We start from the raw sequence: 13,898 nt of genomic DNA, 5'->3' as shown, positions 1-13,898 counted from the left end.
TCCATCGACACGACGACGGTCGCAACCGCCATCGCGGCCCCCACCCGATGGAACGTTTCGCCATGCACCTTTCAAAGAGAAGGGCACTTCTCGCGAACAGTAACAGCCCCGGCCACGCTGGATGATCTTGTTTTCGAACTCGGAAGAAGATGCCGCAACGTGGCGGAATAGGCCGATCTACCCCTCGGGGAGCGATACGCGAGCCGCCTCGACGATCTCGCGCTCCGACTCCTTGGGCTATGTCGCTTCCCAGCCCCCTAGGAAACTCAGCCACCGACCGAACCCGGCGAGGCTAACGGGCGCCCATGGGGACAGTCACCAGAGCTGCTGGAGCCAGTAGCCGGCGGCACTCGCGGCGGTGATGCCGGCACCGTAGCTGAGGCCGCGCACGAAGTGGCCGGCGGCGGCACGGCGCTGTCGGCGGTTTTAGCGGAACAGACTGTGGCGGGTCCGCGGAGTACCGGGCCGCGCCGGCGAAGTGGGGGTGGTGGTCACGATCGGTCCCTTCCTCGGGGATGCGAAAGGGAGCCCTCCGGGCACTGCGGTGCCCGGAGGCTCCCTTCGCTGTGGGTAACGTGCGGGCGCTTCGGTGGGTCAGCGGTTGGCGACCTCGCGCAGCCGGTCGGCCAGGCGCCGGTTCGGGGGGGGTGGTTATGCGAGCCGGTCGACCTCCATCTCCAGCTGTCCGGTGGGGGTGTGCTGCTGACGGAGCCGTTCTTCCTGACATAGGAGGCCACCGCACTCAGGCAGTCCAGGAGTACTTCGTCGATTCCGCCGCCTTCGGTGGTGGCGGCGGCGACCTCGTGCCGCCAGTGGGCGGCTTCTCGGTGCTCGCCGAGGGCGAGGTGGTGCAGGTGGAGGCAGTAGGCGGCGATCCGGTTCCCGGAACCAGCGGACAGCTGCCACCAGAACTGGGCGCTCTCGGGGTGGCTGGTGAGGAAGAGCAAGCAGGCGAAAACGGCGGCACCGTCCTCGTCGAACTCGCCCTGGGTACCGCGGGCGGGGTCGTCGGCGAGGCGACTGATGCCGGCCGGGGCACTGGGCGCGTTGATCGCCCACCGGCACACGGTCGACAGCTGCCGGCCCGCCCGGGCGGCGCCGGCGAGGTGGGTGGACGGCGATGCCGCCGGGGACCCGTTCCACCGGAGATCGCCGAAGGCGTTCCGCTGAGGATCGGTGCGGCCCCGTTCCACCGCCCCTCAGACCGCGCAGGGCAGCGAGACGACCATGGTCAGGCCGCCGCCGGGGGTGTCCTCCGGGGTCAGCGTGCCGGACATGGCCTCGGTGAGGCCCCGGGCGAGGGCCAGGCCGAGGCCGACGCCCGTGGTGTTGTCCGTGTCGCCGAGGCGCTGGAACGGCTCGAAGACCCGCTCCCGGTCGCCGGGAGGCAGACCGGGGCCACGGTCGACGACCCTCAGTTCCACCCGGCCGGCAAGCGCGCTCACGGTGAGCAGGACGGGGTGGCTGGGTGGGGCGAAGCGGCTCGCGTTGCCCACCAGGTTGGCGATCACGCGTTCGAGCAGTGGCGGGTCGGCGAAGACCGCCGGCGCCTGCTCGAAGCCGTGCAGGACCGGTCGGGGTGCGTCGGAGGGGAGCGCGTCGAGCGCCGCGGGCAGGACCTCTTCCAGGGCCGTGGGGCGGAGTGAGAGGTTGAGGGCGCCTGCCTGGAGACGGCTCATGTCGAGAAGGTTGTCGATGAGCCGGGCCAGTCGGGCCATGGACTCGTCTGCGGTGGCGAGCAGTTCGTCGCGCTCGTCCGGGGTGAACTCGACGTCGGTGCTGCGCAAGGAGGCGACGGCCGCCCATCCGGCGGCGAGGGGCGTGCGCAGGTCGTGGCTGACGGCGGCCAGCAGGGCCGTCCGCATCCGGTCGGCGGCCCGTACCGGCTCCACCTCCGCGGCAGCCTCGGCGAGCCTGGCGTGTTCGGCGGCCGCAATGACGTGGGCGGCGAACGCGGCCAGGACGCGTCGGTCCGAGGCGGGCAGGGTCCGGCCACGCAGGACGAGGAAGTGGTCGTCGCCGACGCCGACCTGGCTGACGGCGGGTTCGCCCGCATGGGCCGCACGGAGGTCTGCGGCTGGGACGAGTTCGGCGGACTCGGCTCCGAAGATCTCCCGGGTGCGGGCGAGCAGATCGGACACCGTGTGGTCACCGCGTACCACCGACCCGGCGAGGGAGGAGAGGGTCTCGGCCTCGGCGGTGGCCCGGGCTGCGCGTCTGGACAGACGCAGGGAGCGGTCGACGGCTCCGGCCATCACGGCGGCGACGAGGACGAAGACCGCGAGGGCGAGCATGTTGTCCGCGTCGGCGAAGGTGAAGGCACCGACGGGCGGTATGAACCAGTAGTTGAGCAGCAGTGACGCGGTGACGGCTGCGACGAGCGCCGAGACGACCCCACCGAGGCAGGCCACGCCGACCACGGTGGCGAGGAAGAGCAGGGCCTCGCTGGTGAGGTTGAACACCCCCCGCGTGTGGTCGAGGAGCAGAGTGAGCAGGACCGGCAGGACCAGACCCGCGACCGGTCCGGCGACGCGCCGTGAGACGGGCAGCCTGTGGCGGCGGGAGGGGAGCAGCCGGCCGTGTCCGGCCCGTTCGTGGGTGACGGTGTGGACGTCGATGTCGCCGGAGAGCGCGACGGTCGTCTCGCCGACGCCACGGCCCGTCAGGAAGCGTTCGAGCCTGCCGCGCCGGCTGGTGCCCAGGATCAGCTGGGTGGCGTTCTCGGCGCGGGCGAACTCCACCAGGGCCGTGGGGACGTCGTCCCCGACGACCGTGTGATAGCTGCCGCCGAGGCTCTCGACGAGCCGCCGCTGACGGGCGAGGGCAGCGGAGGAGGTCCCGGCCGCGAGGCCGTCGCTGCGGACGACGTGCACGGCGAGCAGGCGGCCCTGGGCCGTCCGTGCGGCGATGCGGCTCGCGCGGCGGATCAGGGTGTCGCCCTCGGGTCCGCCGGTGAGGGCGACGACGATCCGCTCCCGTATCTCCCAGACGCCGCCGATGCCCCGCTCGGAGCGGTACTTCCGCAGGGCCTCGTCGACCCGGTCGGCCACCCACAGGAGGGCCAGTTCGCGCAGCGCGATGAGGTTGCCCGTACGGAAGTAGCTGGCGAGGGCGGCGTCGACGTCCTCGGGCGGGTGGATGTTGCCGTGGGCCATCCGGCGCCGCAGCTCCTGCGGATCCATGTCGACGAGCTCGATCTGGTCGGCGCGCCGGACGAAGGCGTCGGGCACGGTCTCGTCCTGCGGCACCCCGGTGATCTTCTCCACGACGTCGCTGAGCGACTCCAGGTGCTGGACGTTGACGGTGGTGACGACGTCGATGCCGGCGGCGAGCAGCTCCTCGACGTCCTGCCAGCGGTGGGCGTTGCGGTGGCCCGGTGCGTTGGTGTGGGCGAGGTCGTCGACGAGGATCAGGGCGGGCGCGCGGCGCAGGGCCCGGTCGAGGTCGAGCTCGGGGCGGACACGACCCTCGTGGACGGCGTGGGCGGGCTCCAGGGTCTCAAGGCCGACGAGCATCGCCTCGGTGTGGGGACGGCCCCGGCATGCGGCGATCCCGACGACGACATCGGCACCGCGTGCCGCTCTGCGCCATCCCTCGTCCAGCATGCGATAGGTCTTGCCGACGCCGGTGGCTGCACCGACGAGGACCTTGAGCCTGCCCGGACGGACCTCCGGGTCGACGGGCCTCGACGGTGCGGGCAGGTTCAGAACTTCTCCGGGCGGATCAGGGCGGCCACGAGATAGCCGACGATGCTGAGGGCGACGATCAGGCCGACCACGTTCTCCACGCTCATGAGCGCGTCACTCCCTGCTGAGTCCCTACGGGTGTTCTCTGGTGAGGAAACCCGGTGCGTGGCGCGCGTACGAGCACTTTGACGGGTCCCTTGCGGAGTGCCGTCGCATGCTGACGGCGTCTTGGCGGATCTCTGGCGCGGAGCCGCTCGGTCAGCGGATCTTCCAGCGCGAAGACGCTCGGTCAGCGGAACTCGGCGAGGCGCGGGCGCAGTCCCAGGGCGGCCAGCACGGCGGCGGCGATCAGGCCGGCGACCGCCCGGGGCAGGCGCCCGGTCAGCTTGTTCCTGCCGTCGTCGGCGGCCGTGTCGAAGGCGCGGCTGTTGATGGCCGTGACATCGTCGAGGGCTTTCATCCAGGCGCCGAAGTGGGCGTTGGACTTCCCCGGTTCCCAGCTGATGCCGAAGACGACGGCCTCCTGTTCCCGGCCGGCGGCGACCAGGGAGCGGACGGTGTGGTCGTCCCGCTGGTACACCGCGTACGCCTCGACGGTGCGCTCGGCGGCGGCTCGTTCCCCAGGAAAGGTGATGTTGTCCAGCTCGCGCCGGAACTCGCCGGTGAACCGCTTGTCCTCGTGGTCCTCCCGGTACGCCTTCCAGGTCTCGCCGAGCCGTGACTCGTACGAGGCAAGGTCGGCGCCCTTCATCCCGTACAGGCTCTGGGACTTGGCCAGGAACGCCGCCTCGTGGGCGGCGCGGTGGTCGCGGTCGAGGAGGTAGCGGCTCTCATCGGCGTTGGCGTCGTAGGCGATGGCGCGGGCGCGGGAGAGCGCGACGACCGAGTCGAAGGCGTCGCGGCGAGCCACCCGCAGCTGCTCGGAGTCAGCCTTGAGCACTTGGGAGCCGAGAACGACGGAGAGGAGGGCACAGACGGTGGCCGCGAGCAGGCCGAAATTGAGGATGCGGTGAAAGCGGCGCGCCACGTACCACTGGAGCAGGGCGAGTACGGCGAGCAGCACGACTCCCAGGGCTACGAGCAGGGCCGCTTGTGCGCCCAGGCCGGATCGTTCGGCGGCGTACGCGTCCTCGAACTGACGGTTGGTGCCGTCGACGAGGGTGCGGGCCTCGGGGAGGAGCCGCTGGGTGAGCAGGTCGTCGGCCGTCCGGTAGTTCTCGATGGCGTCCGGCTTGCCCCCGGTGCGGGTGTCGCTCTCCAGGGCGCGTCCGATGAACTCCTGGTAGCGGGCGAAGTCGGCGGTGAGGCGTTCGACGGTGTGCTCGGCCTCGGTGTCGCCGTCCGCCGCCACGCCGAGGGTGCGCAGGTCACGACTGACGCCCTCACGAGTCTCGTCGTACAGCTGGATTGCCTTGTCGTACGGGACGGCCATCCGGCCCTTGCCCGCGTCGCCGTTCGCCAGGAGGGAGTTGACGGCCTGAGCGTCCATGTCGTTGAGGGCGAGGTTGAGGTCGGCGGCGCTCACGGTGCGTGGGGCGTGGTGACCGGTGACGGCGCGCTCCACGTGTCGGAGGCGGCGAATCCGGCTGTGACCATCAGCCCTGCGCCGGTGGCTGTGAGCAGGAAGATCGCTGTACGCAGGAGGCGCAGGCGAGCGGGGAGCGTGTCCCACGTGCGGCGCCGGAGTGCGTGAAGGCGTCGGGTCACGCGCCGGACGGCGGCCCCGGCGGACGGGCCGTCCGGTCCGCGACCCCCTCGTGGTCGCGGACCGGAACGGCCCACCGGTCGTACAACCGCCTCAGGTGCGGGAGTGGCGGTCCGGGCCGTCGTGTCCGGACCTTGCGCACTACCGGTTGTGGTGGCCACGCATCCCTCCCACCCTCACACCTCGGACGGCTGTCCGATCCCCCGTGCCCAGGAGTCTGCGGTCCGAGGCGGCCACCGCCCGACCGCATTGACGTGGCCCTGACGGTCCCGCGGTCCGATTTGACGGGCCCTTGACGGCTGGGGTCAACCTCCGTCAGGGAGGCGTCAATTCGGACGTCCCCGCGTCGTCTCCGGCTCGCCGTGGGCCTAGTTTTCTTCTCGGTCGCTCACCGGGCCGTGGACGTCAGTGGCCTGATCGTCCCCGGACCGCGGGGGCGCGGCTGCCCCTCCCATCCGGCCGCCGCGCCCCCGCACCACGAGCGTCGCTGTCCGTCCGCAGCCGTCCTGTGGGCGCCGGGGAGTCCCTGCGCGCCCACGGAGCGCGGACAAGGACGGCCCTGCCGTGCTCTCCCGGCCGGCGCCGATCGGGCGGGGCCGGGCTCATCCAGAAGGTCTTCCGCGATGCATTCCCGCGCGCCCCAGCAGGCGCCCTCCGCTCCCCCGACGCCGCCCCGCTTCCCGGCCCCCGCTCCGAAGCGGCGACGCTCGACGCAGGGCGGGCTGCTCGACCCCGTACAGCTCGTGAAATGCTTCCCCGAAGCCGTGCGCAAGCTGCATCCACGGGCCCTGGTGCGCAATCCGGTGCTGTTCGTCGTCGGGGTCGGTTCGGTGCTCACGACGCTGTCGGCGGTCTTCAACCCGTCCGTGTTCACCTGGGTGATCAGCGTCTGGCTGTGGCTGACGGTGATCTTCGCCAACCTCGCCGAGGCCGTGGCGGAGGGCCGCGGCAAGGCGCAGGCCGAGTCGCTGCGCAAGGCGCGTACGGACACGGTGGCACTGCGGCTGAAACACTGGCGGTACGGCACGGACCTCGACCGGGCCGAGACGGAGGCCGTCGCGGCCACCGACCTGCGGCTGTTCGACTTCGTGCTCGTCGAGGCGGGCGAACTGATCCCGGCCGACGGTGACGTCGTCGACGGGGTCGCGGCGGTCGACGAGTCGGCCGTCACCGGCGAGTCCGCGCCTGTCATCCGCGAGTCGGGCGGTGACCGGACGGGAGTGACGGGCGGTACGACGGTGCTGTCCGACAGGATCGTCGTACGGGTCACCTCCCGCCCCGGTCACTCCTTCATGGATCGGATGATCACCCTGGTCGAGGGCGCCTCCCGGCAGAAGACACCGAACGAGATCGCGCTGAACATCCTGCTCGCGGCGCTCACCGTCGTCTTCGTCCTGGTCGTCGTCGCCATCCAGCCCATGGCCTCGTACGCCGGCGCCGCCCCCTCCACGACCGTCCTCGTCGCCCTGCTCGTGACCCTGATCCCGACGACCATCGGCGCCCTGCTCTCCGCGATCGGCATCGCCGGTATGGACCGGCTCGTGCAGCGCAACGTCCTCGCCATGTCGGGACGCGCCGTCGAAGCCGCGGGAGACATCAACACCCTCCTCCTCGACAAGACCGGCACCATCACCCTCGGCAACCGGGAGGCGGCCGACTTCATCCCCCTGCCGGGGATCGAGGAGGCCCAGCTCGCCAACGCCGCGCAATTGGCCTCGCTCGCGGACGAGACACCCGAGGGCCGGTCGGTGGTGGTGCTCGCGAAGGAGCGGTACGGGCTCCGGGCCCCGGCCGAGGGCGAGCTGGCGAATGCCCGCTTCGTCGAGTTCAGCGCCCAGACCCGGATGAGCGGCATCGACCTGCGCTGGGACAACGGCGCCGCCTGCCACATCCGCAAGGGGGCGACGGCGCAGGTGATCGCCTGGGTCGAGATGTACGGCGGGACGGTGCCGGACGAGGCACGCGCCTGGAGCGACCAGATCTCGGGCGCCGGCGGCACTCCCCTCCTGGTGGCCGTCAACGACTGGGACGGCCCCCGGGTCCTCGGCATCGTCCATCTCAAGGACGTGGTGAAGGACGGCATCAAGGAACGGTTCGCGGAGCTGCGCCGCATGGGCATCCGTACGGTCATGATCACCGGCGACAACCCGCTGACCGCGCGCGCCATCGCTCACGAGGCCGGCGTCGACGACTACCTCGCGGAAGCCACCCCCGAGGACAAGCTCGCCCTCATCATGAAGGAGCAGGAAGGCGGGAAGCTCGTCGCCATGACCGGCGACGGCACGAACGACGCCCCCGCGCTCGCGCAGGCGGATGTCGGCGTGGCGATGAACACGGGCACGTCAGCCGCGAAGGAGGCCGGCAACATGGTCGACCTCGACTCCAACCCGACCAAGCTCATCGAGATCGTCGAGATCGGCAAGCAACTCCTCATCACCCGAGGCGCATTGACGGCGTTCTCGATCACGAACGACGTCGCGAAGTACTTCGCGATCATCCCGGCCATGTTCACCGGCGCCTACCCCGGGCTGAAAGCCCTGAACGTCATGGGGCTGCACAGCCCCACCTCGGCCATCACCTCGGCCATCATCTTCAACGCCCTCATCATCGTGGCCCTGATCCCCCTGGCGCTACGCGGGGTCCGCTACCGGCCCGCCTCCGCGCACGACCTGCTGCGCCGCAACCTCCTGATGTACGGCCTCGGGGGACTCGTGCTGCCCTTCCTCGGGATCAAGGTCATCGACCTCCTGGTCTCCACCGTTCCCGGGCTGGGGTGAGTCCTCGTCAGGAGGCCATCAGGGAAACGCCGCTCGCCTTGCCCCGGGCATCCGCCGAGGGTTCGATGGGGAGCATGAACAGCGCCTGGCTCCTGCTCGACCGGCCGCCCCATCGGGCGCCCCGTCGTGAGCCCCGCTGTCCGGAGACGTCCGCCCCGCGCTGACGTACCTCCGCATCGACCGGGGCGTCGTGACCTCTCCTGTCCGACGCCCCTTCTTCGTACCCGTACACACCTTTCATCCCTGAGGGACTGACCAGTCATGTCCGTATCCGACCTTTCCTCCCGCACCGTCCTGGTGACCGGCGCCACCTCCGGCATCGGCCATCAGACCGCGCGGCTGCTCGCCGAGCGCGGCGCCACGGTGCTCGTCCACGGCCGCACGGCCGAGGAGGCGCTCGCCGCAACCGACCGGCTCGTCAGCCTCGCCGGGGTCGACGGATCCCGGCTCTGCCCGCTCGGCGCGGACTTCACCCGCCTGGAGGAGGTCGAGCACCTCGCGACCCGGGTCCTCGCCGAGCACCCGTACCTCGACGTCCTCGTCAACAACGCGGGCATGGCGGCGCCCGAGCGGCACACCGTCACGGCCGACGGCAACGAGATCGCGTTCCAGGTCAACTTCCTCGCCCACTACCTGCTCACCCACCTCCTGGAGCCCGCGCTCACCGGCGGCACGGGCGGACGTGTCGTCAACGTCTCGTCCTCCTTGCACCGCACCGGCTCCATCCAGTGGAACGACCCCAACCGGGTCCGCCGCTACTCCCGCCTCGCCGCCTACGCCCAGTCGCAGCTGGCCCTGACCGTCTTCGCCGCCGACCCGCGCGTCACCGCCGTCTCCGTCCACCCCGGCATCTGCACCACCAGCCTCCTCCCCCTCTACGCCCACGAGGGCATCGCCCCGGCCGAGGGCGCCGCCCACGTCGTACGGCTCTGCGACCCGGCCGTCGAGATCGTCAACGGCGCCTACTACGACCGCGACCAGCGCGTCGCCCCCGCACCTGCCGCCTCCGAGGCGCGCACCGTCAAGCGCCTCACCAAGCTCGCCGACCTGCTTGTCGGCCAGAACGCCTGAAAGGGGTCCGGGACATGTCCAAGCGTGCCCGCAAGAAGAAAGGCCGCCGCAAGAAGAAGGCGAACCACGGCCGCAGGGCCGGCGCCCGCTGAACACCGGGGCGGCCCACACACGGGCCGCCCCCTCCGTCCTTCCGTATTCAGGAGGTCTTGTGATCCCGCACGCGTCCCACCAACCACCGGCACCCGCCCGAGTCTTCCTCGCGGGCGCACCCGGCACCGCGGCTCTCGCCGAGCATGTCCTCGTCACCGGACACGGACAGTGGTGGACCGACCGCGCCAAGGAGCCTCGCGTCGTGGCGGTGACCTGCGGAGGACACGCGCTCCTCGCCGGCGACCCCAGTGCGGTCACGCCGGACGAACTGGCGCCGCTCGCCCGGCACTACGTGGAGACACCGGGCCGTTTCGTTCCCGTGCTCGGAGCCGCGTTCGAGCAGCTCGTGCCGTGGGAGCGGATGCTCTACGTGCACCGTGCCCCGGCCGTCGCTCCCCGCGTGCCCCGCGGGGTGACCGTGCGCAGACTCCTCCCCGAAGACACCCCGGCGCTGGCGGCGCTCGACCCGGCCATGGCCTGGATCCACGAGAGCTGGGAAGGACCCGCCGCCCTCGCCGCCTCGGGGCTCGGCTGGATCGCCATGCGCAGAGGCAAAATCCTGGCGGTGGCCTGCTCCCGCTTCCTCGGCAGCCGGTACGAGGACGTCGCCTGCGCCACCGCGCCCGACGAACGCCGTCAGCATCTCGCCCTGGCCTGCGTCACCGGCCTGACCGCCGACATCGCCGCCCGCGGCCACCGCGCCAGCTGGAGCTGCTCCCGCGACAACCGCCCGAGCCGCCTCCTCGCCTGGACCGCCGGCTTCCGGCTCACCCGCGAGTACGTCCACCACATCGCCGGCCCCGTCAGCCAAATGTCAAGGTTGTCCGAGGCCGCGTAGGAAGCCCGTCAGGACGGACCGGCAGGGGCCCTCAACAGCTCTGGCGTCCGTTCCATGGAGCCACGATTCGCCCTGCAGTCGGAGTCCGGTGACCGCGCGGTCCATAACCGTGAGTGGGTCGGCGACGCCCGGGCAGCCACCGGCTGCGCCGGGCTGCTCCTGGCCGTGTCGCTGGCCGTGGACGCCTGCGACGGCGGTCTGAACCTGCCGGCGACGCTGCTGTGGATCGCCCTGGTCGTCGTCCTCTTCGTGGTCCTGTTTCCCGCGAAGGTCGTCGCCTCGCCGGGTCGTCTGACCGTACGGGCCCTGTGGACCCGTACGACGGTGCGCGCCGACCGGCTCGCCGCCCTCCGCTGGCCGGACAGCATCGAACAGCGCCTTGTGCTGACCGATACGGAGGGCGGCCGAGCCCGGGTCGAACTGCGCGTCCTCCTCGCCAACCCGCCCCTCTGGCTGCTCCTGGAAGCAGATGCGAGGACCTCCCGGGAGAACGGCGCCCTGCGGGACGGCGAGCGCGACCTCCACCGGCTCGAGCGCCGTGTCGAACGGGACACCGCTCACTCGGTCTTCAAGGTCTCCGGCCTGCGCTGACCGCTTCCTCGTCGAGGGCGGCGGCCGCCTGGGCCGCGAGGTCGGCGGGGACCAGGCGCGCCTCCAGCGACGGCGGTACCGAGCCGGGCTCCGGGGTCATCATGAAGCGGCCCTGGTAACGGCCGTGGACGAGGGCGCGCAGTTCGACCTCGTCCTCCGGCCAGCCCTGCCGCTCCAGGTCCCAGACCCAGCCGTCCACCTTCACCGTCCCGTCCGGTTCGAGCCGCGGCGGACGGCCGATGAGCGTGCCGTACTCGAAACGACACGCCCGCAGCTCCAGCACCTCGACGAGCTCCTTCCGCACCCGCTGGACGACGTCGTCGGACGACGTACTGGAGCGGGCCAGCCGGGTGGTGCCGTGCAGCCGCTCCAGATGCGTGGCGTCCGTGACCGCCACCCGCTTCATCGTGCGCCCGTACGCGGCCAGTTGCGACACGATCAGGCCGACGAGCAGGAGCAGGACGGCGGTCTCGATGTCGGCGCGCCCCTGGATGTGGAAGCTCTGGTACGGCGTGGTGAGGAAGAAGTCGAACCACGCCGCCGCCGACAGGGCGGCGAGCGCGCCGGCGAAGCGGTTGCCGAACGCCGCGACGGCGACGACCACAACGACGAGCAGCAGCGCCAGATTGGTGTGCGTGACGGAGGTCCGCAGCGGCACCAGCACGAGAGCCGTGACAAGCGGTGCCAGGACTCCGGCGGCGACTGCGGTCGTGTCCCGAAGCGGAATCCTCATGACCCACCTCGCAAGATCCAGCCCCCCTCTGCCCCCACACAACAAGCCTCCGCCCGGTGCGGCGGGGAAGGCACCGGGCGGAGGAGTCTTTGACGGATCCCTGACGACAGGTCCCGACGTCGTGGTGGGGTCAGCAGCGGAAGCGGTGCCGGCAGACGACGGCGTCCGTGTCGCGGCGGACGGCGTGGGCGACGACCGCGCCCCGCTGGTTCTGCAGGGCACGCTGCCACAGGCGCTCGGGTTCGGCCTCCGGGATGAGGACGGTGACCCGGGTGCCGGGTTCCGTCGTCCCGAGATCGCGCACGTAGGCGGTGATGGGCCGGCCGAGGGAATGGCGCTCGGAGCGGAGCCGTACGAGGGGGACGCCGGGATTCCACAGGGCCCGTCGCGTTCCAGGGCCTCGGTGGCCGCCAGGTCCTCGGGGTCCGGGTGGCAGACGGTGAGGGCGCGGACCTCGTCGCCGAGGGAGACAGCGGCGGTCAGGGCCTCGCTGGTGACCCGAGTCAGGGAGGAGACGGGAACCAGAACGAGGGAACGCTCGCGGTGCGCAGGCTCGGGGATCCGGCCGACGCCGAGGCGCTCGCCGATCTTCCCGTACGCGCGGTGGACGGCCTCGAAGGCGAGGACGAGGGCCGGAAGTGCGATCACGATCAGCCATGCGCCGTTGTGGAACTTGGTGGCGGTCACGACGATCGCGGAGACACCGGTGAGGACTGCACCGAGACCGTTGAGCGCGGACTTCGCCCGCCACTTGGGTCCGCGTTCGCGGCGCCAGTGCAGAACCATGCCGGTCTGGGCAATCGTGAGGCCGACGAAGACGCCGATCGCGAAGAGCGGGACGAGGGTGTTGGTGTCGCCGCCAGGAGAAGACCAGCAGCCCAGCCGAAACGACGGCCAGCAGATCCGTGCCGACAACGACCTGCCGACCACGGAGGACTTCGTCTTCATCGAGGTGACGGTCACCGACCCGTCCGAGTTCGAGGCGGGCCTGACCGTGCGCGGCGAGGTCCTGCACGAGCGCTACCGCGTCCTGACGGCCGAGTCGTCCTCCGTCCCCAACGCCCTCGCGGCCCTCCTCCTCCACGCCCGCGACCTCACCGGCGTCCGCCCCCACATCTACTTTGAATGGACCGATGGCAACCCCTTCGCCAACTTCTTCCGCTTCTTCCTCCTCGGGCAGGGCGAGGTCGCCCCCGTCGCCCCCGACCGGAACGGCCGCCCCCGCGTCCCCATGACGCGCCGAAGTCCGCCCGCGAGCCCCCTCTCGGCAGCCACTACGGTCGTGGGGGGGCCGGGGGGGGGCCCCCCCCCCCCCCCCGCCCCCCCCCCCCCCCCCCCCCCCCCCCCCCCGGGGGGGGGGCCGCCCCCCGGGGCCCCCCCCCCCCCCACGCCTCGCTGATTCCGTCCTCGCGGAACCAGCGAGGCGCGGTGTACAGCTCGGTCAGGCGGGCCGGGCCGCCGGACCGACTTCGTGGGCAGCCGGCCCCCTCCGCTTCCGCGACGCCAGGGCGGGGACCGAGAGACTGGCGACTACCGGGGCGGTGAGTGTCGGGTCAACGGTCAGGATCTCAATGCCGAGCGGCTCGGCCAGCGAGCGCAGGACCGACTCCGAGAGCCGGATCCAAGGCTGCTCCGCGCCGAGTGTGGCGGTCAGCCTCTCCACGGTGGTGAACCCGACAGCGGTGCGGCTGCCCAGCGGGGTGCGGAAGACGCGAACCGCCGCCGTTTGTGTCCCCGGCCGGACCGGGACGTACAGGGGCCCGGCCGGGCCGGGTTCCTCGGGCTCGGAATCGTCGTCGTACTGGAAGAGGCACATGAGCGCTCCTTGAGGAACCTCGAACGGACGGATGGCTACCGGACACGGGAGTGCGATCCGGCGCGGCTTCGAAGCTATGCCCGCGTCCCCGCGCACCTTGCCGGCCCCTGACGGGATCTTGACGACTCCCCGTCGTCTTCGTGCGCTTCCCTGACAGACCCAAGCCTGTCGCGACAAGGAGAGGCCCGCATGAGGTGGGCCGGCGCCGATCCGGATGTCCTCGCAGAGTGGTGCCCGGGGGCCGAGCTGGTCGCCTCCCGCACGCTCTCCGCTCTGCCTCCGCGTGTGCACGATCCTCTTCCCGCTGCCTACCGGGAGATGCTCGCCGGTCTCGCCGGCAGCGGCTGCCGCGGGTGGAGGAGTACTACCGGCTCAACCTGTTCCAACTGCCGCAATGCCCAAGCACCGTGGGGGGGGGGGGGGGGGCGCCGCGCCCCCCCCCCCCCGGGGCCCAAAACCCCCCCCCCCCCCCCCCCCGCCCCCCCCCCCCCCCCCCCCCCCCCGGGCCCCCCCCCCCCGGGGGGCCCGGGGGCCCCCCCCCCCCCCCCCCCCCCCCCCCCCCCCCCCCGAACCCAACCCCCCCCCCCC

General features: G+C 71.9%; 10 protein-coding genes and 2 pseudogenes. 6 read left to right on the top strand and 6 right to left on the bottom strand.

Annotation, left to right across the window (positions count from 1 at the left end):
- Positions 1 to 1,199 precede the first annotated feature (1,199 nt).
- The 3 genes from ACFYU9_RS35040 to ACFYU9_RS35030 all read right to left on the bottom strand — a co-directional run bounded on the left by ACFYU9_RS35040 (position 1,200) and on the right by ACFYU9_RS35030 (position 5,211).
- Complete coding sequence (locus tag ACFYU9_RS35040; protein WP_389347599.1) at positions 1,200 to 3,605, bottom strand: ATP-binding protein; 2,406 nt, start codon at positions 3,603 to 3,605, stop codon at positions 1,200 to 1,202.
- A gap of 98 nt (positions 3,606 to 3,703) precedes the next feature.
- Entirely contained in the window at positions 3,704 to 3,793 is a 90-nt protein-coding gene (gene kdpF, locus ACFYU9_RS35035) for a K(+)-transporting ATPase subunit F (RefSeq protein ID WP_369147878.1), read from the bottom strand.
- Positions 3,794 to 3,975: 182 nt separating this feature from the next.
- Complete coding sequence (locus ACFYU9_RS35030; protein ID WP_389347596.1) at positions 3,976 to 5,211, bottom strand: hypothetical protein; 1,236 nt, start codon at positions 5,209 to 5,211, stop codon at positions 3,976 to 3,978.
- 803 nt (positions 5,212 to 6,014) lie between these two features.
- On the opposite strand from ACFYU9_RS35030, the gene kdpB reads away from it, so the two are divergent.
- The 5 genes from kdpB to ACFYU9_RS35005 all read left to right on the top strand — a co-directional run bounded on the left by kdpB (position 6,015) and on the right by ACFYU9_RS35005 (position 10,761).
- On the top strand, positions 6,015 to 8,168 hold the full coding sequence (gene kdpB, locus ACFYU9_RS35025; protein WP_389347594.1) for a potassium-transporting ATPase subunit KdpB: 2,154 nt from the start codon (positions 6,015 to 6,017) through the stop codon (positions 8,166 to 8,168).
- A gap of 261 nt (positions 8,169 to 8,429) precedes the next feature.
- Complete coding sequence (locus ACFYU9_RS35020; protein ID WP_389347592.1) at positions 8,430 to 9,239, top strand: SDR family NAD(P)-dependent oxidoreductase; 810 nt, start codon at positions 8,430 to 8,432, stop codon at positions 9,237 to 9,239.
- 14 nt (positions 9,240 to 9,253) lie between these two features.
- Positions 9,254 to 9,331, top strand: a complete 78-nt coding sequence (locus tag ACFYU9_RS35015) for a 50S ribosomal protein bL37 (RefSeq protein ID WP_389347784.1) — start codon at positions 9,254 to 9,256, stop codon at positions 9,329 to 9,331.
- 59 nt (positions 9,332 to 9,390) lie between these two features.
- Positions 9,391 to 10,170, top strand: a complete 780-nt coding sequence (locus ACFYU9_RS35010; RefSeq protein ID WP_389347590.1) for a GNAT family N-acetyltransferase — start codon at positions 9,391 to 9,393, stop codon at positions 10,168 to 10,170.
- A gap of 54 nt (positions 10,171 to 10,224) precedes the next feature.
- Positions 10,225 to 10,761 (top strand): hypothetical protein, encoded by a 537-nt coding sequence (locus tag ACFYU9_RS35005; RefSeq protein ID WP_389347588.1) that lies wholly within the window; start codon positions 10,225 to 10,227, stop codon positions 10,759 to 10,761.
- On the opposite strand, the gene ACFYU9_RS35000 is transcribed toward ACFYU9_RS35005, so the two are convergent.
- Both ACFYU9_RS35000 and ACFYU9_RS34995 read right to left on the bottom strand, forming a co-directional pair.
- Positions 10,739 to 11,494, bottom strand: coding sequence for a DUF4118 domain-containing protein (locus tag ACFYU9_RS35000; protein WP_389347586.1), 756 nt, complete (start codon positions 11,492 to 11,494; stop codon positions 10,739 to 10,741). The genes ACFYU9_RS35005 and ACFYU9_RS35000 overlap by 23 nt on opposite strands.
- A 136-nt stretch (positions 11,495 to 11,630) precedes the next feature.
- Positions 11,631 to 12,404, bottom strand: a pseudogene (locus ACFYU9_RS34995) (amino acid permease); the annotation flags it as partial.
- Here ACFYU9_RS34995 and ACFYU9_RS34990 point away from each other — a divergent pair.
- Positions 12,387 to 12,722 (top strand): annotated as a pseudogene (locus tag ACFYU9_RS34990) (amino acid transporter); the annotation flags it as partial. The pseudogenes ACFYU9_RS34995 and ACFYU9_RS34990 sit on opposite strands and share 18 nt — an antisense overlap.
- A 213-nt stretch (positions 12,723 to 12,935) precedes the next feature.
- Here the strand turns inward: ACFYU9_RS34990 and ACFYU9_RS34985 are convergent.
- Complete coding sequence (locus tag ACFYU9_RS34985; RefSeq protein ID WP_389347584.1) at positions 12,936 to 13,310, bottom strand: SAV_915 family protein; 375 nt, start codon at positions 13,308 to 13,310, stop codon at positions 12,936 to 12,938.
- Between the last annotated feature and the right edge of the window lie 588 nt (positions 13,311 to 13,898).

This window comes from Streptomyces sp. NPDC004327, from assembly GCF_042873935.1.
Taxonomy (GTDB): Bacteria; Actinomycetota; Actinomycetes; order Streptomycetales; family Streptomycetaceae; genus Streptomyces.
Note: the sequence above shows the minus strand (reverse complement) of the source record. Positions and strands in the feature narration are given on the sequence as shown.

Coding starts and splice junctions, on each gene's coding strand:
- ACFYU9_RS35015 (WP_389347784.1), top strand. CDS start 9,254: ATGTCCAAGCGTGCCCGCAAGAAGAAAGGCCGCCGCAAGAAGAAGGCG.
- ACFYU9_RS35040 (WP_389347599.1), bottom strand. CDS start 3,605: ATGCTGGACGAGGGATGGCGCAGAGCGGCACGCGGTGCCGATGTCGTC.
- ACFYU9_RS35005 (WP_389347588.1), top strand. CDS start 10,225: ATGGAGCCACGATTCGCCCTGCAGTCGGAGTCCGGTGACCGCGCGGTC.
- ACFYU9_RS35020 (WP_389347592.1), top strand. CDS start 8,430: ATGTCCGTATCCGACCTTTCCTCCCGCACCGTCCTGGTGACCGGCGCC.
- kdpB (WP_389347594.1), top strand. CDS start 6,015: ATGCATTCCCGCGCGCCCCAGCAGGCGCCCTCCGCTCCCCCGACGCCG.
- ACFYU9_RS35000 (WP_389347586.1), bottom strand. CDS start 11,494: ATGAGGATTCCGCTTCGGGACACGACCGCAGTCGCCGCCGGAGTCCTG.
- ACFYU9_RS34985 (WP_389347584.1), bottom strand. CDS start 13,310: ATGTGCCTCTTCCAGTACGACGACGATTCCGAGCCCGAGGAACCCGGC.
- kdpF (WP_369147878.1), bottom strand. CDS start 3,793: ATGAGCGTGGAGAACGTGGTCGGCCTGATCGTCGCCCTCAGCATCGTC.